The 19,687-nt window shown below is 63.2% G+C and carries 17 protein-coding genes, 1 tRNA gene and 1 pseudogene; 15 read left to right on the top strand and 4 right to left on the bottom strand.

Translation table 11 applies throughout. From position 1 onward, the window contains the following. The first annotated feature begins 18 nt into the window (after window positions 1-18). From M1D51_RS15680 to M1D51_RS15615, 14 genes and pseudogenes are all read left to right on the top strand, one after another. A complete protein-coding gene (locus M1D51_RS15680) occupies window positions 19-669 on the top strand; it encodes a DedA family protein (RefSeq protein ID WP_172323156.1) in 651 nt (216 codons plus the stop codon). Between the two features lie 192 nt (window positions 670-861). Next, window positions 862-1,545: a DedA family protein gene (locus M1D51_RS15675; protein ID WP_172323166.1), complete on the top strand. Its 684-nt coding sequence runs from the start codon at window positions 862-864 to the stop codon at window positions 1,543-1,545. Between the two features lie 48 nt (window positions 1,546-1,593). After that, entirely contained in the window at window positions 1,594-2,736 is a 1,143-nt protein-coding gene (locus tag M1D51_RS15670; RefSeq protein ID WP_458107140.1) for an adenosine deaminase, read from the top strand. Then, window positions 2,714-3,445 (top strand): MazG nucleotide pyrophosphohydrolase domain-containing protein, encoded by a 732-nt coding sequence (locus M1D51_RS15665; protein ID WP_458107139.1) that lies wholly within the window; start codon window positions 2,714-2,716, stop codon window positions 3,443-3,445. Before M1D51_RS15670 ends, M1D51_RS15665 begins: the two co-directional genes overlap by 23 nt. A 116-nt stretch (window positions 3,446-3,561) precedes the next feature. Continuing rightward, window positions 3,562-4,842, top strand: coding sequence for a phosphopyruvate hydratase (gene eno / locus M1D51_RS15660; protein WP_458107138.1), 1,281 nt, complete (start codon window positions 3,562-3,564; stop codon window positions 4,840-4,842). A gap of 148 nt (window positions 4,843-4,990) precedes the next feature. After that, window positions 4,991-5,809 (top strand): septum formation initiator family protein, encoded by an 819-nt coding sequence (locus M1D51_RS15655; RefSeq protein ID WP_458107137.1) that lies wholly within the window; start codon window positions 4,991-4,993, stop codon window positions 5,807-5,809. A 68-nt stretch (window positions 5,810-5,877) separates the two neighbouring features. Next, the gene (locus tag M1D51_RS15650) at window positions 5,878-6,561 is read left to right on the top strand and encodes a DUF501 domain-containing protein (protein WP_458109598.1); all 684 of its coding nucleotides are present in this window, start codon (window positions 5,878-5,880) and stop codon (window positions 6,559-6,561) included. Beyond that, on the top strand, window positions 6,558-7,514 hold the full coding sequence (locus M1D51_RS15645; protein ID WP_458107136.1) for a Ppx/GppA phosphatase family protein: 957 nt from the start codon (window positions 6,558-6,560) through the stop codon (window positions 7,512-7,514). Before M1D51_RS15650 ends, M1D51_RS15645 begins: the two co-directional genes overlap by 4 nt. Continuing rightward, window positions 7,511-8,902, top strand: a complete 1,392-nt coding sequence (locus M1D51_RS15640; protein ID WP_172323146.1) for a S8 family serine peptidase — start codon at window positions 7,511-7,513, stop codon at window positions 8,900-8,902. Before M1D51_RS15645 ends, M1D51_RS15640 begins: the two co-directional genes overlap by 4 nt. Window positions 8,903-8,940: 38 nt before the next feature. Beyond that, entirely contained in the window at window positions 8,941-10,395 is a 1,455-nt protein-coding gene (locus M1D51_RS15635; RefSeq protein WP_172323144.1) for an NAD(P)/FAD-dependent oxidoreductase, read from the top strand. A gap of 93 nt (window positions 10,396-10,488) precedes the next feature. Then, on the top strand, window positions 10,489-11,409 hold the full coding sequence (locus M1D51_RS15630; protein WP_458107135.1) for an N-acetyltransferase: 921 nt from the start codon (window positions 10,489-10,491) through the stop codon (window positions 11,407-11,409). A 21-nt stretch (window positions 11,410-11,430) separates the two neighbouring features. Then, window positions 11,431-11,504: transfer RNA gene (locus M1D51_RS15625), tRNA-Leu, on the top strand. Window positions 11,505-11,727: 223 nt separating this feature from the next. Beyond that, on the top strand, window positions 11,728-13,083 hold the full coding sequence (locus tag M1D51_RS15620) for an ABC transporter substrate-binding protein (protein WP_172323140.1): 1,356 nt from the start codon (window positions 11,728-11,730) through the stop codon (window positions 13,081-13,083). A 107-nt stretch (window positions 13,084-13,190) separates the two neighbouring features. Then, a pseudogene (locus M1D51_RS15615) lies at window positions 13,191-14,129 on the top strand (lipid kinase). Between the two features lie 59 nt (window positions 14,130-14,188). On the opposite strand, the gene M1D51_RS15610 reads toward M1D51_RS15615, so the two are convergent. The 4 genes from M1D51_RS15610 to M1D51_RS15595 are packed head-to-tail and all read right to left on the bottom strand — an operon-like array spanning window position 14,189 to window position 18,200. Then, window positions 14,189-14,959 carry an ABC transporter ATP-binding protein gene (locus M1D51_RS15610; RefSeq protein WP_458107134.1) on the bottom strand — a complete coding sequence of 257 codons (771 nt, stop codon included), beginning with the start codon at window positions 14,957-14,959 and terminating at the stop codon, window positions 14,189-14,191. Beyond that, window positions 14,956-15,948 carry an ABC transporter ATP-binding protein gene (locus M1D51_RS15605; protein WP_172323137.1) on the bottom strand — a complete coding sequence of 331 codons (993 nt, stop codon included), beginning with the start codon at window positions 15,946-15,948 and terminating at the stop codon, window positions 14,956-14,958. The genes M1D51_RS15610 and M1D51_RS15605 overlap by 4 nt, the downstream gene beginning before the upstream one ends. Beyond that, the gene (locus M1D51_RS15600) at window positions 15,945-16,913 is read right to left on the bottom strand and encodes a branched-chain amino acid ABC transporter permease (RefSeq protein WP_458107133.1); all 969 of its coding nucleotides are present in this window, start codon (window positions 16,911-16,913) and stop codon (window positions 15,945-15,947) included. The genes M1D51_RS15605 and M1D51_RS15600 overlap by 4 nt, the downstream gene beginning before the upstream one ends. Window positions 16,914-16,922: 9 nt before the next feature. Further along, a complete protein-coding gene (locus M1D51_RS15595; RefSeq protein ID WP_458107132.1) occupies window positions 16,923-18,200 on the bottom strand; it encodes a branched-chain amino acid ABC transporter permease in 1,278 nt (425 codons plus the stop codon). 475 nt (window positions 18,201-18,675) lie between these two features. Between M1D51_RS15595 and M1D51_RS15590 the strand changes: the two genes are divergently transcribed. Further along, complete coding sequence (locus M1D51_RS15590; RefSeq protein WP_458107131.1) at window positions 18,676-19,587, top strand: Bax inhibitor-1/YccA family protein; 912 nt, start codon at window positions 18,676-18,678, stop codon at window positions 19,585-19,587. Window positions 19,588-19,687: the final 100 nt, after the last annotated feature.

Below are 19,687 nucleotides of genomic sequence, written 5' to 3'. Positions count from 1 at the left end.
GGCTACCGTAAGGAAACCGTGCAGGGCATCAACGATTTCATCCTCGCCGCGGCGGAGCAGCCATGGGTGTTGTTCCTGGTGCTGGCCTGCTGCGTGATCGATGGCTTCTTCCCGCCCATTCCCAGCGAGTCGGTCGTGGTGGGGCTGAGCGCCGTGTCCGGGAGCAGCGGTTCGCCCAACGTGTGGTTGCTGGGGTTGATGGCGGCCATAGGGGCGTTCTCCGGGGACAACATCGCCTACATCATCGGCCGCCGCATCGGGATCCAGCGGTGGCGCTGGATGCGCACCCAGCGGATGCAGGGCGCCTTCCGTTGGGCAGGCAAGGAACTTCGACGCCGTTCGGCCTCGCTGATCATGGTGGCCCGCTTCATCCCCATTGGCAGGGTTGCCGTCAACCTGACTGCCGGCGCCACGCACTTCCACCACCGGCGCTTCGTGGCCCTTACCGCGATGTCAGCAGTCCTGTGGGCAACGTACTCGGTGATCCTGGGATACTTCTTCGGCGTCTGGTTCGAGGACAACCACCTCCTGGGTGCTGTCATAGCGATCGTGGTGGCCGTGATCCTGGGCATCATCATCGATCGGATCATCAGCAAGGTCCGGGGATCAGTGCCCCTGGACGGCAAGAACATCCCCGAAGAAGACGCTCCGACTCCACCCACGGTATGACGCTTCAGGGGCCGGAAGATCAGCCCGGCGGTTGACGACGGCACCTTATCAGCACCTATAGCGTTAAGCGTGTGATCCCAAGGCTGGGACGTAGCGAACGACGTCCCGGCCGTGGGACACTAGAGCGACTTCCGTCACACCGTCAAGTCATATTCGTCTAGGAGCTACCGCCGCGTGGAGTTTTTGAACCAAATGCTCGAGCATGCAGCCGGGCAGCCCTGGATATACCCGGTACTGCTGATCTTCTTCTTCATTGACGGATTTGCCACCATCCTCCCCAGCGAAACAGCCATTGTGGGTCTCTCGGCGCTGTCCCTTCACAGCGGAGAGCCCAACCTGTGGATCCTGGGAGCCACCGCCTTGGTGGGTGCCATGGCGGGCGACAACATGGCCTACATGCTGGGCCGCAAGATCGGCCTGACCCGCTGGAAGTGGATGCGCAGGCCAAAGGTCCAAAAGATGTTCGCCTGGGCGCAGTATGAACTTGATAAGCGTGGTGCGGTCCTCATCTTTACAGCCCGCTATATTCCGTGGGGCCGCGTGGCCGTGAACTACGTCGCCGGACAAACCGGCTTCCGTCACCGGACCTTCTTCTGGCTTGACGCCTTTGCCTGCATCACCTGGGTGGGCTACTCAATCGGCATTGGCTTGCTCGCCGGCCAATGGGTGCATCACAACCCGCTCCTCGGCGTCGGAATTGCCGTGGCCTTCGCCGTGGTTCTTGGCATCGTGGTGGATCACGCCCTGCGCTGGTGGCACAAGTACCTGGAGAAGAAGGACCTCGCCAAGGAAGCTGCTGCCGGCACCGAAGCGGCGGCCGTTGATCCCGCCGAAAAGGCGATTGCCGGCGTCGACCTCTCCAAGCCGGCCGGCTAGGCAGCCGACGTTACTGGCGGGGCTTGCGGTGGGGACTAGTCTTAGTACGTGACTGAGCCCATACTTGACGCTGCCCCTGCCCTTGACTTCGATCTGAAGAGCCTTCCCAAGGTTTCCCTCCACGACCACCTGGACGGAGGCCTCCGCCCCGCCACCATCATTGAGCTCGCTGCGGAGGTGGGCCACACGCTGCCCTCCACCGATCCCGTTGCGCTGGGTGAATGGTTCCGCGAATCGGCCGACTCCGGTTCCCTGGTCCGCTACCTGGAGACGTTCGACCACACCATTGCTGTCATGCAAACCAAGGAAGGCCTGTTCAGGGTCGCCAAGGAATTCGTGGAAGACCTTGCCGAGGACGGCGTGGTCTACGGTGAAGTCCGGTGGGCACCGGAGCAGCACTTGCAGAAGGGCCTGACCCTGGACGAGGTTGTTGAAGCCGTCCAGACCGGTCTTGAAGCCGGTGTTGATGCCGCTGACGAGCGCGGCCGGCAGATCCAGGTGGGCCAGTTGATCACCGCCATGCGCCACGCCGACCGTGGCCAGGAAATCGCAGAGCTCGCCGTCCGCCACCGTGCCAACGGTGCTGTTGGTTTTGATATTGCCGGAGCCGAAGACGGCTTCCTGCCGTCCCGCTTCAAGGACGCCTTCACCTACCTGGCCGAAAACAACTTCCCGGCCACCGTCCACGCCGGCGAAGCAGCGGGCCTGGAGAGCATCCAGTCCGCGCTGGTTGACGGCCGCGCCCTGCGCCTTGGCCATGGTGTCCGGATCGCCGAGGACATCTCGGTGGAGTTCGAGGACAACTCCGACGACGACGGCGAGGACACCGTGGGCATGGTGACCATCGGCAGCATTGCGGCCTGGGTCCGGGACCGCGGCATCGCACTGGAAATCTGCCCTTCGTCCAACCTCCAGACGGGCGCCATTTCCGGCTTCGGCGACGGCATTGAAAGCCACCCCGTGGACATGCTGTTCCAGCTCGGTTTCAATGTCACCATCAACACCGACAACCGCCTCATGAGCGGGGTCACCCTGACCGATGAGCTGGAACTCCTGGTGGAGACCTTCGACTACGACCTCGATGATCTCCTTGAACTGACCCTCAATGCCGCCGAGGCAGCCTTCCTGCCGTTGGACGAGCGCGAAGCTTTGGTTGAGTACATCAACGATGCCTACGCCAACCTCGGCTAAGAACTCCAACGAGCTCGAAGAGCTCATCCGGACGATCGCAGCCCTGCGTGAGCACTGCCCCTGGATGGGTGGGCTGACGCATGAGTCGCTGGTGGAGTACCTGGTTGAGGAAGCCTACGAAGTGGTGGACTCGATCGAGGCCGGCGCTGTTGACGACGAGCTTCGCGGCGAGCTGGGTGATGTACTGCTTCAGGTGGTACTGCATGCCCGGCTCGCCGAGGAGCGCGGCAGTTTTGTTTTTGCTGACGTAGTCCGGGGTATCAACGCCAAAATGGTCCGGCGAAACCAGCATGTCTTCAAGCCGGACGGTTCCCTGCAGGACAGTTTTCCGGCCAGCGTCGAGGAAATCATCGTCAAGTGGGACGCCGCCAAACGCGCCGAGAAGCCGGAACGGAAGGATCCCTTTGAGGGCATCCCGCCGCACCTTCCTGCGTTGGCAGCCGCACAGAAGTCCCTGGATAGGGCGGCCCGCGCAGGGTTGGACGTTTCAGGGTTGGACATGTCAGGGTTCGATGGTGCTGCACGGTTGGTCCATCCGCAAGGTGCGCCGGCCGCCGTCGGACTTTCCGCTTTCCCGACCTCGGAAGAAGCGCTCGGTGAGTTTTTGCTCGCCATCGTAGCCCGTGCCCGCGAGCAAGGACTCGACGCAGAGCGGGCCCTCCGTTCGGCAGTTCGATCGTTTCAGAACAACCAGGCCCAACCTTCATGACGTGAGTCTTTGGAAGTTGTTCCGTAACCTAAGCCACTCTGGACTACGCTAGTAGCGACGAGGACGTTGAGAATTTCCCTCCTCATTCCTGTAATTTGCCCATAAGGAGCACATCCATGGCGCTTATCGATGCCATCCACGCACGCGAGATCCTTGATTCCCGCGGAAACCCGACCGTAGAAGTTGAGGTCCTGCTTTCCGACGGCCAGATCGGCCGCGCAGCAGTTCCCTCCGGTGCTTCCACCGGTGAGCACGAGGCAGTTGAGCTTCGCGACGGCGACAAGGGCCGTTACCTCGGCAAGGGTGTCCAGAAGGCTGTTGACGCCGTCATCGACGAGATCTCACCGGCCCTGATCGGCTTCGACGCCACTGACCAGCGCAGCATCGACCAGGCCATGATTGACCTCGACGGTACGCCCAACAAGGGCAAGCTCGGCGCCAACGCCATCCTGGGTGTTTCCCTGGCTGTCGCCAACGCCGCAGCAGCTTCTGCTGACCTGCCGCTGTACAAGTACCTGGGCGGCCCGAACGCCCACGTCCTGCCCGTTCCGCTGATGAACATCCTCAACGGCGGCTCGCACGCCGACTCCGATGTTGACATCCAGGAATTCATGATCGCCCCGATCGGTGCCGAGACCTTCTCCGAAGGCCTGCGCTGGGGTGTTGAGGTTTACCACAACCTGAAGGCTGTCCTCCAGGAAAAGGGCCTCTCCACGGGCCTCGGCGACGAAGGCGGCTTTGCGCCCAACCTGCCGTCCAACCGCGCTGCACTGGACCTGATCACCGAAGCCATCAAGAACGCCGGCTACACCCCGGGTACGGACATCGCCCTGGCACTGGACGTGGCCTCTTCCGAGTTCTACAAGGAAGGTGCCTACCAGTTCGAAGGCAAGGCACTTTCTGCCACCGAGATGAGCGCCTACTACGCTGAGCTCGTTGCCGACTACCCGCTGGTTTCCATCGAAGACCCGCTGGATGAGAACGACTGGGAAGGCTGGAAGACCCTCACTGACACCATCGGTGACAAGGTCCAGCTGGTGGGCGATGACCTCTTCGTCACCAACCCGGTCCGCCTGCAGCAGGGCATCGAGACGGCTACGGCCAACTCCTTGCTGGTCAAGGTCAACCAGATTGGTTCCCTGACCGAGACGCTCGACGCCGTTTCCCTGGCCCAGCGCTCCGGCTACACCACCATCACCTCGCACCGCTCCGGCGAAACCGAGGACACCACCATTGCTGACATCGCCGTTGCCACCAACGCGGGCCAGATCAAGACCGGTGCCCCGGCCCGCTCCGAGCGCGTTGCCAAGTACAACCAGCTGCTGCGCATCGAAGAAGAACTCGACGACGCCGCACGCTACGCCGGCCGCAGCGCGTTCCCGCGTTTCAAGGGCTAGCCTTCAGCGAAAACACGTAACCGGTGGCTATGGTGGAAAGACCATGGCCGCCGGTTCCGTTTAACGCAGCTTTTGTTCAACGCGGGCCAGGTCAAGAACAGCAAGCGCAGCAAACCGCCAGGCAAGCACCGGGCATTACAGGAGTGTCATGGCCACCCGTCGTCCAAAGGTACCCAGGGCCGACGCCTTGGGGCCTTCCAGTGCAGGCCCGTCCAGTGCAGGCCGCCCCGCCGTCCCGCGAACATCCGTCCCGCGAACCGCCGTCCCGCCAACCGCCGCCAAAGGCGCTGCGGGGGCAGGGACAAATGATTCAGGTTCCGGCAGCGGGGATGTCATCGAGGCAGAGTTTGGCGCCTCCCGAACCACTGCCAGGACCCCGACGCCGGCAGGCGGCACCAAAGGGCCCGCCGCAGGCAGCAGAGTGGCTGGTCCGAAGCCTCCCGCGAGCGGCAAGAGCACCGGAGCAGCGGCAGGCAGGACCGCCGGGAAGAAGCCCGCACCGGGCACCTCCAAGGCCGCGGACAAGGCTTCCACCAAGCCGGGAACCAAGGCCTCGACGGATCACGATCTCGATCCCGTACCAGCCAAGGCGTTTTCCGGCAGGATGCTGGCCCTGGCAGTGGTCATGATTGCCATCACTATCATGCTGGCCCCTACGGTGAAGATTTTCCTGGAGAAGCGGGCCGAAATCTCGGCGCTGGAGGCCGAGATTGCAGGACGCAAGGCCGAGCAGACGGAGCTCAACAAGCAGCTTTCCCGGTGGCAGGATCCCAACTACGTGAAACAGCAGGCCCGGGACCGCATTAACATGGTTATGCCGGGTGAAACGGGTTACTGGGTGTTTGGGGGAGAAGAAGCCGCCGGCACTCCGGGTGGCCGCACCGGCTCCGGATCGTCTGCCAACCCGGAGAATCTGCCCTGGGTGGATGCTCTCTGGGAGTCAATCAGACGATCGGCAACTGACTAGACGCGGTGCCCACCGCCGTCGTGTCCGCAGTGGACACGGCAACAAGGGCAGGAAGGGTGGCAGCGCAAGTGGAAGAGAACACGGCAGCCGTGCCGCAGGAATCCCGCGAGCCATCAGCACACGATCTCGAGGTCCTCAGCCGCCAGCTGGGCCGCCCGGTCCGGGACGTTGTTGAGATCCCTGCGCGGTGCGTCTGCGGCAACCCGCTGGTGGCAGCTACTGCGCCGCGCCTCAGCAACGGAACTCCGTTTCCCACCACGTTCTACCTGACCCACCCGGTGATCACCTCTGCGGTATCACGGTTGGAAGCCGGCGGGCTCATGAACCAGATGAATACCCGCCTTACGGCAGACCAGGACCTCGCAAGCGCCTACCACAGCGCCCACGAAGCCTACCTGCAGGCCCGCAATGACATTGCAGGGCGCTCCGGAACCGGTGCTGTGCCTGAAATTGACGGTATCTCCGCTGGTGGCATGCCCACCCGCGTAAAGTGCCTGCACGTCTTGGTGGGGCATTCCCTGGCTGCAGGGCCCGGGGTTAATCCGTTGGGAGACGAAGCGCTGGACGCTATCACGGAGTGGTGGACCAAGGATCGTTGCTACTGCGATGGCGCGTGGGAAACTGCCGGCGAGGCACCATCCCGGGACTTAAGCCGTCACGGGCCGCAGGGCCTGCCGGACATCGTGGGGCGCCCCGCGCCGGTGCGCAAAGCCAAGACCGACACACCGGGCCGTCAGGAAGGCACTGCATGAGCCGCGTTGCAGCGATCGACTGCGGAACCAACTCCATCCGTCTCCTCATCGCTGACGCCTCAACCGACGGCGCGCCGGGACCCTTGGCCGACGTCGTGCGTGAAATGCGTGTGGTCCGCCTTGGCCAAGGCGTCGATGCCACGGGCGAGCTTGCACCGGAGGCCTTGGAACGCACGTTCGCAGCAGCACGCGATTACGCCGAACTCATCACCGTCCATGGTGCAGGGCGGGTCCGGTTCGCGGCTACGTCCGCCACCCGCGATGCCCGCAACCGCCAGGTTTTTGTGGACGGCATCCGGGATCTCCTGGGGGTGGAACCTGAGGTCATTTCCGGCGACGAGGAAGCAGCGCTGTCCTTTGCCGGCGCCAGCAGTGTCCTGCCGGCCACGGGAGAGGACCCCATCCTGGTGGTTGACCTCGGGGGCGGCAGCACGGAATTCGTCCTGGGTGACTCGGCCGGCGTCATCGCCGCACGTTCGGTGGACATCGGCTGCGTACGGCTCACCGAACGCCACCTGCGCAGCGATCCGCCGACTCCCGCGCAAATCGCCGCGGCAGAGGCCGACGTCGATGCCGCGCTGGATCTTGCCGCGCAGACGGTACCCCTTGAGCGCGCCACAGCCGTGGTGGGCGTTGCCGGTTCCATCACCACCGTCACCGCGCACGCACTGGGCCTGGACGAATACCGTCCGGAGCGGATCCACGGTGCGTCGTTGGACCTTGAAACAATCCGGGATGCATGTACCAGCCTGCTGGAGATGACGCGGGACGAGCGCGCAGCGCTTCCGTACATGCATCCGGGCCGTGTGGACGTTATCGGCGCGGGCGCCTTGGTGTGGCGCCGGATCCTGGACCGACTGGCCAGTGTCAGCAACGGCAGGATCGTTGCCGCAGTCTCCAGCGAGCATGACATCCTGGACGGCATTGCCCTCAGCATCCGGGATGCCGAATGACGTTGCGTTTTCACCGCACCCTCTCTGCCGCCCTTGCCGCAGCCATGGCTGGCGGGGCGCTGGCGGGTGCGTTGTTGACGGCTCCTGCGGCCAGTGCGGACGCCTGGCGCGACAAGGAGTTCTGGCTCAAGGACACAGGAGTCACCAACGCCTGGCAGGTGTCCAAGGGCGCCGGCGTCAAGGTTGCGATCATTGACAGCGGCATTGATGGAAACCACCCGGACTTGAAGGGCGCGGTGGTGGGCGGAACGGACGTCTCGGGAGCCGGAGCCCCCAACGGGCAAAAGAGCATAGGTGCCAAGACCGAGCACGGCACTCTGGTGGCCACCATGCTCGCCGGACGCGGCCACACCACGCCTACGGCGTCGCCTTCACCATCAGCTTCGGCAACGCCGCCGGGGCCACCCCCCATTCCACCTGCCGGTGGTCCGGACGGGATCACCGGAGTTGCTCCGGAGGCGGAGATCCTGGCCATCTCAACGTGGCTCGGCTCGCCCAACCCCGGCGGCAAGACTGACCAGCAACAAATTCCCGAGGCCGTTCGCTGGGCGGTGGACAACGGTGCCAAGGTCATCAATATTTCGCTCGGCAGCACCTCGCCTGACTGGCCGCAGAGCTGGGACGCTGCTTTCCTGTATGCCGAGCAAAAGGACGTGGTGATAGTTGCCGCTGCCGGTAACCGTGTAGGCGGGAACATCCAGGTCGGTGCCCCGGCAACCATTCCCGGCGTCCTGACGGTGGCCGGGCTTGACGGCGAGGGACGCGCCAGCGTGGATTCCTCATCGCAAGGCATCAGCATTGGCGTAGCCGCGCCGGCTGAGAAGTTGGTAGGCGGCATTCCCGGCGGGGGATACGCAGAGTGGGCTGGAACCTCCGGTGCGGCCCCCATCGTCTCCGGTGTAGCTGCCCTGATCCGTTCCAAATGGCCGGAGATGAGTGCCAAGCAGGTCATCAACAGGATTGTCAGCACGGCCAAGGATGCCGGCGCTCCGGGGAAGGATCCCCTCTATGGCTATGGCATCCTCAACGCGGAGGCTGCCCTGAAGGATGAGGTACCTGCCGCAGGCAGTAACCCGCTGGGTTCCATCGCCGACTGGATCCGCGTGCATCGGCGCGGCGTCTTCAGCGAGCCCTCGCAGGCGCCCGTGGCCAGTCCTACCAGCGCTGCCCCTACCCTCGCTGATCCGACCGTCCCTGCTGCGAAGACGCCGGCCACTGTCGACGACGCCCTGCCGGCCGCCGTCGTACTGGGTTTTGGAGCGTTGTTCGTGGCACTGGTGACGGGCGCAGCAATCCAGTTGCGGCGGGTCTCCAAAAACCCGCCCGCAGTGGCCGAGGAGGCCGAAACGGGAGCGCTTTTGACGGTGGATCCACCCGCCCGGAAGTAGTTAGTGAAGATTTTCACAAAGTGCTGTACTCTGGATTCATGGCAACCACCCCAGAGCTCATTGACCGTCCCCGGGTTCTCGTCGTCGGCGGCGGCTACGTCGGCCTGTACGTAGCACTCAAACTGCAGAAGAAGATCGCGAACGCAGGCGGCATCGTCACCGTCGTTGATCCCCTGCCGTACATGACCTACCAGCCCTTCCTCCCGGAAGTAGCCGGTGGCAACATCGAGGCACGCCACGCCGTCGTCTCCCACCGTCAGCACCTGAAGCAGACTGAGCTCATCCAGGGCCGCGTCACCAGCATCGACCACGCCAACCGGACCGCCGTGATCGCCCCGTCCGACGGCGGCGAGAACTTCGAGATCCCGTACTTCGACGTCGTCATCGCAGCAGGCGCCATCACCCGTACTTTCCCCATCAAGGGCCTCGCGGACAAGGGCATCGGCCTGAAGACCATCGAGGAAGCCGTTGCACTGCGCAACAAGCTGCTGGAGCGCATCGAAGCCGCTTCCACCATGACCGACCCCGCAGAGCGCGCCAAGGCGCTGACCTTCGTTGTGGTCGGTGGCGGCTTTGCCGGCATCGAGTGCCTCACCGAAATGGAAGACCTTGCCCGCGCCGCCGTGCGCAACAACCCCCGCATCCGTCAGGAAGAAGTCCGCTTCATCCTGGTTGAAGCCATGGGCCGCATCATGCCCGAGGTCACCGCTTCGCAGGCCGAATGGGTAGTGGAGCACCTCCGCAGCCGGGGCATCGAAGTACTCCTGAACACGTCCCTTGACAGCGCAGAGGGCAACCTCAAGCTGATCAACCTCCCGGACAAGACCTCCGCCGGCGAAGTTGAAGCAGACACCCTGGTGTGGGCTGCCGGTGTGCAGGCCAACCCGATGATCCGCTCCACCGACTTCCCCCTGGAACCCCGTGGCCGCGTCCGCGTCCTTCCGGACCTCCGCATCGCAGGTGACGAAGGCATCGTTGAGAACGCCTGGGCCGCCGGCGACATCGCCGCTGTTCCCGACCTCACGGGCAAGGGCCTGCCGGACGGCACCTGCGTCCCCAACGCCCAGCACGCTCTTCGCCAGGCCAAGAAGCTCGCCAAGAACCTCTGGGCTTCGCGCTGGGACAAGCCGCTGCACGATTACAAGCACAAGAACCTCGGTGCTGTAGCCGGCTTCGGCGAGTGGAAGGGTGTTGCCAACATCAACCTGCTCGGCCGCATCGGCCTCAAGGGCGGCCTCGCCTGGCTGGCCCACCGTGGTTACCACGGCATGGCGATGCCCACCGTGGAGCGTAAGTTCCGCGTGATCTTCGGCTGGATCCTGGCCTTCTTCGCCGGCCGCGACACCACGCCCCTGATGGACCTGGACAACCCGCGCGGCGCTTTTGTTGCCGCTGCGACGCCGGCTCCGAAGCCCGCAGCTGCTCCGGCACCTGTAGAGGCCAAGCCTGCTGCCGAGGAAGCCAAGACCCCGGTTACGGCTAACGCCAAGTAGTCCACGCACGACGGCGGCCACCCCCTTTTCGGGGAGTGGCCGCCGTCGGCGTTTAACCAGTAGCGTTTCCGCCGCTGCCCCTAAACTGTCCTCATGTCCGGTGAAACCGACCTCAAGACGTTGCTGGAATCCCTTCACCCCGTTGTGCGCGATGGCGACTACGTCTACGCCTTGTGGCCGCACGGCAGACCGCTTTCGGGTGGCATCGAGGCGGCTGTTCGAGAGGCCGAAGGCCTTACCGTTGTCCTGCCCAGGGACGAAGCTGATTCCTTGGGCCTGAGCTACGACTTCGTCGCTGCGTGGATCACGCTCCAGGTCCATTCGGCCCTTGAAGCCGTGGGGCTCACGGCTGCAGTAAGTGCCGCGCTGACGCACGCCGGGATCAGCTGCAACGTCCTTGCCGGCTTCCATCACGACCACCTCCTGGTGCCGTCGGCAGATGCTGCCTGGGCCATGGACGTGCTCCGGCTTTTGGCACGCGGTGTGGTCCTGCGCACCGAGCGCCCCGAGGACCGCCCTGAGATCCTCGAACTGACAGCCCGCGCGTTCTCTGTCTCGCCGGTGACCGGTGAACGCGTTGCAGGCACCCCGCTCGAAGTGGAGCTGCTGCGGTCGCTGTTTGACTGCCCGGAGTATTTGCCGCAGTTCAGTATCGTTGCTGAGATGGGCGGGGAGATTGTGGGCCACGCAATCAGCACCCGTGGGTGGATAGGTGACCTGGAGCTGCTGGGGCTGGGCCCCATCGGCGTGCTTCCCCACTTTCAAAAGCGCGGGGTGGGTTCGGCCCTGATGCGCGAGACTGCTGCCCGGGCCACCGCCGCAGGGGAGCCCGGGATTGCCCTGCTGGGCAGCCCCCTGTACTACCCGCGCTTCGGTTATGTGCCGGCCACCTCTGTGGGCGTCCAGCCGCCGGAGCCCGTGTGGGGAGATCATTTCCAGTTGTTGACGCTTCCCGGATGGCCCGACGACGTCCGCGGCACTTTCCGCTACGCCGCGCCATTCAATGAGCTATAGCTGGGATACCATGGTGCGGGCGCCCCAGTAGCCCAATTGGCAGAGGCAGCGGACTTAAAATCCGCGTGTTGTGGGTTCGAGTCCCACCTGGGGCACGGACGGCAGGTGAGAGTTTTTTCTCCCTTCCGCTGTGCGCGTGAAGTCTTCCGCGGAAATTCCCAGCTGGCTTGTAGATTCCCCACAGGCAACGAGTGTTATAGGGATGTGACCTGAATCACTTATGTTCGCCGCCCAATTGCATTAGTTTGAGTCTTAATCAGGAACACCTGAGTAATCGCATCAAAGGCAGTTCGCACCTTTCGATCGAGGAGACAACGAATGTTTGATCTTTCCCCAGCGGCGCCCCGAGCCGCCAAGCTAACAGCGCTTGGCATTGGGGTCGCGCTCTTGGCCACGGCTTGCGGTGGGTCTTCTACGCCTACCCAGACCGGGTCTTCTTCCGCCGCAGCCGCAGGCATCTCCTGCCCGGCTCCCAGCGGCGGGGCGGGAGCCGGCAACAGCCAGGCTGCCACCAACACGGGACCAGTACCTCCCTCGACCACCACCACAGACGCACCACTGAAACTTGGATCGCTCCTGCCGACGACGGGGTCGCTGGCGTTCCTTGGCCCGCCCGAAATTGCCGGCGTCAACCTCGGCATCAAGGAAGTCAACGATGCCGGCGGCGTCCTTGGCGCTCCGGTCTCCGTGGTCCACCGTGACTCCGGTGATACCAAGACGGACATCGCCACCCAGTCCACCACAGCCCTCCTGGGCCAGGGCGTGAGCGCCGTCATCGGTGCTGCATCGTCTGGCGTCTCCAAGACGGTCATCAACCAGATTACGGGCGCAGGCGTCATCCACTTCTCGCCGGCAAACACCTCGCCTGACTTCACCACCTGGGACGACAAGGGCCTCTACTGGCGCACTGCACCGTCCGACGTCCTGCAGGGCAAGGTCCTGGGCAACTACATGGCCACCTGTGGAGCACAGACCGTTGGCATGATCGTTCTCAACGACGCTTACGGAACGGGCCTCCAGAAGAACGTCAAGGAAGCCTTCGAGGCAGCCGGTGGCAAGGTTGTAGCTGAAGAACTCTTCAACGAGGGCGATTCCCAGTTCAGCAGCCAGGTGGACAAGGTCCTCGCAGCCAAGCCGGATGCGATCGCCCTGATCACCTTCGACCAAGCCAAGAGCATCGTCCCCCTGATCACCGGCAAGGGCATCAAGCCCACGCAGCTGTTCATGGTTGACGGCAACACTTCGGACTACAGCAAGGACTTCCAGGCAGGCACCATGAAGGGCGCACAGGGAACCATTCCCGGTACGTTCGCCAAGGATGACTTCAAGAAGAAGCTTCTTGCCATCGATCCCGCCCTGAAGGACTACAGCTACGCAGGCGAGTCCTACGACGCCGTGAACCTGATCTCGCTGGCTTCCGAGGCAGCCAAGAGCACCAAGGGCACGGACATCGCAGCCAAGCTGAAGGAAGTCTCTGAAGGCGGCGAGAAGTGCACCACCTTCGCTGCCTGTGTCACGCTCCTCCGCGAAGGCAAGGACGTTGACTACGACGGCCAGTCCGGTCCGGTCACGTTCTCCGACGCCGGTGACCCCACCGAGGCGTACATCGGTATCTACGAATACCAGGATGACAACACCTACAAGCCGGTCCGTGAAGAGTTCGGCAAGCTCTAAGCTGAACGCCGGCTGACCGCAGCCAGAACGGGCCCCCTTCCTCACCAGGAACGGGGCCCGTTTGCATTCCACATCTGATACACAGACGGTAGACCTACCATGGCCTCATGAAGCTAACCCGGGAAGCCCGTTCCATCGCCCTGGTCATCAACGCCGGTTCACGCAAGGGTTCCGCTGCCGGGCAGCTGGTGGCCGGGAGTCTTCAACGGGCGGAGCTCCCGATCTCCACGGTGTATACGGTGCGCGGCGGCGGAGACCTGCGCCGAACCCTGGAGCAGGCGGTTGCTGAGGGGCACGATCTTGTGGTGGTGGGGGGGAGGGGACGGAACGATCGCCTCCGCTGCCGGAATTGTGGCCGGTACCGACGTCGTGCTGGGAGTGCTTCCGATGGGCACCGCCAATGACCTTGCCAGGACGCTGGAAATTCCCCGCGACCTCAGTAGCGCCTGCGCTGCCCTGGCGGACGGAAAAGTAGTGGACATCGACCTCGGGCGGGCAAACGGCCAGCCCTTCCTCAACGTGGCCTCCGCCGGTCTGTCCGTGGCAGTCACCCAGGCCCTCAGTCCCCGCCTCAAGCGGCTGATCGGGCCCTTGGCCTATGGGGTGGCGACGCTGCGCTCCTACGCGACGCACAAGCCGTTTCACGCCCGCCTTGAGTTCCCTGACGGGGACCACCAACCCGTGGAGTTGGAGAACCTGCTTCAGGTGGCAGTGGGAAACGGAAGGTACTACGGGGGCGGCAACGCGGTTTCGCCGACGGCAGGAATCGATGATCACACCCTGGACATCTATGCGATCCTGGCGGCGCCCTTACGCGATCAGGTGAAGATCGCGCGTTCGCTCAAGAACGGCAAGTTTGTGCAAAGCGAGCAGGTGTACCACCTCACCAGCCGGAAGGTCAGGCTGGTGACGGATCCGCCACTGCCGGTGAACCTCGACGGCGAGATCACCACCGGCACGCCACGGACTTCGCTGTGGAACGGAATGCGGTGCACGTGGTGGTGCCGGGGAACAGCAGCAGCGCGACGTTTGAAGGACGCAACTGAAAACACCGAAGGCCTGGTTCCGGTGAATCGCCGGAGCCAGGCCTTCGCGTTTGTAGAGGCTAGACCTCGTCAGCCAAAGTACCAAGGTAGAGCTGAATGACCTTGGGATCCTTCATGAGCTCACGGCCCGTACCGGTGTACGCATCCTTGCCCTGGTCCAGCACGTAGCCGCGGTCGCAGATCTGCAGGCAGCGGCGGGCGTTCTGTTCCACCATGATGACCGAGACGCCGGCACGGTTGATCTCGTGGACCCTGAGGAATGTCTCGTCCTGCTTCACGGGGGAGAGGCCTGCCGATGGCTCATCAAGGAGCAGTACCGCCGGATCCATCATGAGTGCCCGGCCCATGGCCACCATCTGGCGTTCACCGCCGGAGAGCGACCCAGCACGCTGGGCCCGCCGCTTTGCCAGTTCCGGGAACAGGCCTGCAACAAAGTCGAAGCGCTCAGCGAAGTCCTTGGGACGCTGGAACATGCCCATTTGGAGGTTCTCTTCGATGGTCAGCGCTGCGAACACGTTGTTGGTCTGCGGCACGAAGCCCACACCCTGGTTCACCAGCTTGTTGGCCTTCAAACCGGTCAGGTCCTGGCCCCTGACAACCACGGTGCCGGAGTGGACCTTCACCAGGCCGAACATGGCCTTCAGCAAGGTGGACTTACCGGCGCCGTTGGGGCCGATGATGCCGATCAACTCACCCTTGCGGGCCTCGATGCTGCACCCGTTGAGGATGTTGACACCGGGGATATACCCGGCCACGAGGTTGGTGACTTTGACGACGGAATCGCCTGCCGGGGCAGGTGCTGAGGCGGGCATTGCGGCTGGGCTGCTCATTTCCCGTCCTCCTTCTTTGTTTCAACGATGTCCGAGAGGATCCCGGCGTCTTCAGTGCCCACCACCGACTCTTCGTCAGCCTCAAGCTCGGCTTCGAGCACCTTGATGCCCTCAGCATCGCCGAGGTCCACATCGTGGTGTGCGCCGAGGTAGGCGTCGATCACGGCAGGGTTCTTCATGACTTCTCCCGGAGGCCCTTCGGCCACCACTTTGCCTTCCGCCATGACCACAACCCAGTCCGCGATGTGCCGGACCATGTTCATGTCGTGCTCGACGAAGAGCACGGTCATGCCTTCGGCCTTCAGGTTCTTGATGTGATCCAGCAGCGACTGGGTCAATGCGGGGTTCACGCCTGCCATGGGCTCGTCCAGCATCACCAGTTTGGGCTTGACCATCAGTGACCGGGCCATTTCAAGCAGCTTTCGCTGGCCGCCGGAGAGGGACGCAGCGTAGTCGTCCTTCTTGGCGTCAAGCTTGAACTTTTCCAACAGCACGTGGGCCTGGGCTGTGATTTCCTTTTCGCGGCCACCCCACATCCCCTTGAACAGGGCCTTGGAGAGCCGCTCGCCGGGTTGGTCCGCTGCGCCGAGCCGCATGTTCTCCATGACGGTCAGCTTGCCCATCACCTTGGTCAGCTGGAAGGTGCGCACCATGCCCATGCGTGCCACTTTGTAGGAGGAGACACCTGCCAGGCTGTTGCCCTCGAACTGCCACTTGCCTGTATTGGGCGTATCAAAGCCTGTGAGCAGGTTGAACAGCGTGGTTTTGCCTGCGCCGTTGGGCCCGATCAACGCGGTGATCTTGTGGCGGGGGATCTCAAGGTATTCGACGTCCACGGCGTTGATGCCACCGAAGGACCGGGTGACATCCTCCGCCACCACAATGGGATCGCGCTTCTTGCAGCCAGGGGTGTTTTCCCCGACCGCGATGGGCCGTGAATCGGTCATGTAGTCGATATTTTCGGTATTGCGTTCGTTGGTCTCACTCATGCGAAAGCAAGCTCCTTCTTATTGCCGAACACGCCTTGCGGGCGGAAGATCATCAGGAGCATCAGCGCGACGCCCACCAGGATGTAGCGCAGCTGGCCCGCCTGGACGGTGGTCAGCCACGTGACTGCCCCTGATTCGATAAGGCCGTAGAGCAGGCTCTGGGTCAACGACAGGACAACCCAGAAGATCATGGCTCCGATGACCGGCCCCAGGACAGTGGCCATGCCGCCGAGCAGGAGGCAGGTCCACAGGAAGAAGGTCAGTTCCGTGCCGTAGTTCGAAGGCTGGACTGCACCGCGGGGGAGCGTGAAGATCATGCCCGCCAAGGCACCCAGCACACCGCCGATGACCAGTGCCTGCATCTTGTAGGCGTAGACGTTCTTGCCGAGTGACCGCACGGCGTTCTCATCTTCGCGGATGCCCTTCAGGACGCGGCCCCAGGGGCTGCGCATCAGGAGCCACACCAGAACACAGCACACGACCACCAGTCCCCATCCGACAACGCGGATGAAGAAGTCGCGGTTGTTCATGCCCATGTAGGACCCCTCAGGGAAGGGATTCATGGCATAGAAAGTGTTCTCGAACGCCGCCAGGCCGTTGGCCGAACCGGTGACGCTGGTGAGCTGGTTGGTGGTGACCACGTAGCGGACAATTTCGGCCGCCGCAATGGTGACGATTGCCAGGTAGTCGGCCCGTAGCCGGAGGGTGGGAATACCCAGGATGAAGGCGAAGATCACCGAGCACAGGATGGAAATGATCAGTGCAAGGAAGAACGGGGCGTCAAAACTGAGGGTAGAGATGGCGAAACCGTAGGCGCCAACCGCCATAAAGCCGGCCTGGCCGAAGTTCAGCAGGCCTGAGTAGCCGAAGTGAACCGCAAGGCCCAAAGCGGCAAGCGCGTAGGCCGCCGTCGTCGGGCTGAATAATTCGCCAAGGGCGCTGGAGAAAATGAATCCGAAGTCCATGGCCCGCTCCTAACCCACACGCTCACGCCGGCCGAGGATACCCTGCGGTCGGAACAGAAGAACAACGATCATGATGAACAGTGCACCGACGTACTTGAGGTCGGCGGGGAGGCCGAACACAGTGGTCAGTTCCACGAAGATGCCGACGACGATCGAGCCGATCAGGGCGCCGAAGACAGTTCCCAAACCACCGAGGGTCACACCGGCGAAGATGAGAAGCAGGATCTGCGAGCCCATGTCGAACGTGACGCCCGGGCGGTAGTAAGCCCACAGGATGCCGCCGAGGGAGGCGAGGACGCCGCCGACGATCCAGACAATGCGGATGACCGAGTCGACGTCGATGCCGGAGGCGGCGGCCAGGGCCGGGTTGTCTGCCACAGCGCGGGTTGCCTTGCCGAGACGCGTTTTCAGCAGGACTATGCCGATCAGGGCGATGACCACGGCGCTGATGACCAGCGACCACAGGTTGTTCGGGGAGATGGAGACAGGCCCGATTTGGATTTCCGCGCTTTGTGCGCCGGGCAGTTGCTGGGTTGCTCCACCGAAGAAGAACTGGATGACGTAGCGGATGGCCAGGGCAAGGCCGATGCTGACGATCATCATGGGGACCAGGCCCGAGCCGCGTTTCCTCAGCGGGCGCCATAGACCGGCGTCCTGGACGTAGCCGAAGAGCCCGCCGCCAACCAGTGCCAGCAGGATCGCCAGCCAGAAGGGGAGCCCAAAGCCGTTGAACATGAAGACGAGGACGGCACCCAGCGTGACCATCTCGCCGTGGGCAAAGTTGGTCAGGCCCGTGGTTCCGAAGATCAGGGAGAGGCCCACAGAGGCGAGTGCAAGGAGGAGGCCGAAGCTCAGGCCCGCTACAAGGCGGTTGAGGAGGTTTTGGCCAAAGTCCTGCTGTTGGACCACGATGCCCTCACCGAAGGCGAAGATCACCGACAGGTTGGACGTCTGGCTGAACGTGACATCGCGGGGATTGTCCTGGCCCTCGGCCAGTGCGATGCCCTCCGGCAAGGTGGAGGTGTCCAGCTCGATGGTGTAAGTGCCTTGGACCGGGACACCGATGGTCCACGCGCCGTTGGCTCCGGAGGTGGCTTCACCTTCGAACCCGTTGCCTGAGGCCTTGATCTTGACGCCGGGTATGGGTGCCCGGGCATCATCGCGGAGGAATCCGCTGATGTTGTTTTGGAATGTCGTCGGTGACGGCGAAGGCGATGGGGTGGTTGCCTGTGCCGAAGGGGCGGCGATCAACAGAGTGGCAATGAGGGCTGCGAACAGCGCCCCCACAACTCTCTGTAGTCCCTTGGACCGTCTGATGGACGGGTCGCGCAGTGTGCTTCTCAAAATGGAAACCTCCACAGTGGGGGTGGTCCCGGCTGCGCCATTGCAGCCGGTGCGAACGGTAAATGGGGCTTGTGAACAGTTCTTGCCTAGCTGCCTCGATTGTGATCTAAGTCACCCATGTGTGGCCTATGTTACCGTCCGGCGGGCTGAATAAATGCTCAGTTCGGGGGTGCAAACATCGCGATCGGATAACAACTGTGAAGCTATAGGCAACCCATGATGTAGTCACACTTAAGTAAACCTTTGTTGTTTGAGGGTGTTTCTAAACGGTCCTGGGTGCGTCACACGCTGCCACCCTGCCGTTTTAGTGTCACGGTTACGTTTCGTCTGGGTGAACAAGGGAACTATCCCTGCCGCACGGGCGTGGTAATTGGTACCGTGAATTATCACTTAGCCCTTTTTCAGGAGGACACCCGCAATGGCACTTGGCGGAAACCCAGTCTTCAACGGAAAGAATTTCCGTGGAGCAAAGCAGGCCCCGCCTGTACCGCAGAACCCGTACGGCCAGCAGTTTAACCAGGCACCCGGCCGGGCGCCGAGCCAGGTGATGGACGGCCAGGCCGCATGGTCTGCCCAGCAGCAGAACATGACCAATGAGCAGCTGCAGCAGATGTACAACCAGCCGGCTGCCGGCCCGGCAGACACCGGCCGCATGACCTACGACGACGTCATCATGAAGACGGTCGCCTGTCTCGTGGTGCTGGTGATCGGTGCTGGCGTGACGCTCTTCGTAGCGCCCGCCCTCTCCACCATGCTCATGATTGTTGGCGCGCTGGGCGGCTTTGTGCTGGCCCTGGTCAACACGTTCAAGAAGCAGCCTTCACCGGCCCTGATCCTTGCCTACGCCGGCCTTGAGGGTCTGTTCCTTGGTGGCCTTACCCGAATCCTGGATGGCATGTACCCCGGCGTCGGCCTCCAGGCTGTCATCGGTACGCTGGCCGTCTTCGGCGTCACCCTGGTGCTCTTCAAGAGCGGCAAGGTCCGCGCCACCCCCAAGATGGTGCGCTTCTTCATGATCGCCACCATTGGTTACGCGGTCTTCGCCCTGATCAACATGGTCATGATGTGGACCGGTGCCGTGCAGTCGCCGTTCGGCCTCCGCACTGAAGTAGAGATCTTCGGCATCCCGCTGGGTGTCTTCATCGGCATCCTGGCCATCGGCCTGGCAGCATTCTCGCTGATCATGGACTTCACCAGCATCGAAGAAGGCGTCCGCGCCGGCGCCCCGGAGCGTTACTCCTGGGTTGCAGCGTTCGGCCTGACGGTCACCCTCGTGTGGCTCTATGTGGAAATTATCCGCCTGCTGGCCATCCTGCGGGGCGACGACTAGCCCGTAACGAGTCTGTCAACGCGAAATGCCCCCGAAGAGATTCGGGGGCATTTTTGCGTCAAGGGGCATTTCTTCGTCCGCGAGGGGCGACATCCCGGCA

The sequence above is a fragment of the Arthrobacter sp. R3-55 genome (genome assembly GCF_054161505.1).
The sequence above is the reverse complement of the archived record's forward strand: the minus strand, read 5'-3'. Positions and strand labels throughout refer to the sequence as shown.

Coding starts and splice junctions, on each gene's coding strand:
- M1D51_RS15675 (WP_172323166.1), top strand. CDS start 862: ATGCTCGAGCATGCAGCCGGGCAGCCCTGGATATACCCGGTACTGCTG.
- M1D51_RS15665 (WP_458107139.1), top strand. CDS start 2,714: ATGCCTACGCCAACCTCGGCTAAGAACTCCAACGAGCTCGAAGAGCTC.
- eno (WP_458107138.1), top strand. CDS start 3,562: ATGGCGCTTATCGATGCCATCCACGCACGCGAGATCCTTGATTCCCGC.
- M1D51_RS15655 (WP_458107137.1), top strand. CDS start 4,991: ATGGCCACCCGTCGTCCAAAGGTACCCAGGGCCGACGCCTTGGGGCCT.
- M1D51_RS15645 (WP_458107136.1), top strand. CDS start 6,558: ATGAGCCGCGTTGCAGCGATCGACTGCGGAACCAACTCCATCCGTCTC.
- M1D51_RS15640 (WP_172323146.1), top strand. CDS start 7,511: ATGACGTTGCGTTTTCACCGCACCCTCTCTGCCGCCCTTGCCGCAGCC.
- M1D51_RS15635 (WP_172323144.1), top strand. CDS start 8,941: ATGGCAACCACCCCAGAGCTCATTGACCGTCCCCGGGTTCTCGTCGTC.
- M1D51_RS15630 (WP_458107135.1), top strand. CDS start 10,489: ATGTCCGGTGAAACCGACCTCAAGACGTTGCTGGAATCCCTTCACCCC.
- M1D51_RS15620 (WP_172323140.1), top strand. CDS start 11,728: ATGTTTGATCTTTCCCCAGCGGCGCCCCGAGCCGCCAAGCTAACAGCG.
- M1D51_RS15610 (WP_458107134.1), bottom strand. CDS start 14,959: ATGAGCAGCCCAGCCGCAATGCCCGCCTCAGCACCTGCCCCGGCAGGC.
- M1D51_RS15605 (WP_172323137.1), bottom strand. CDS start 15,948: ATGAGTGAGACCAACGAACGCAATACCGAAAATATCGACTACATGACC.
- M1D51_RS15600 (WP_458107133.1), bottom strand. CDS start 16,913: ATGGACTTCGGATTCATTTTCTCCAGCGCCCTTGGCGAATTATTCAGC.
- M1D51_RS15590 (WP_458107131.1), top strand. CDS start 18,676: ATGGCACTTGGCGGAAACCCAGTCTTCAACGGAAAGAATTTCCGTGGA.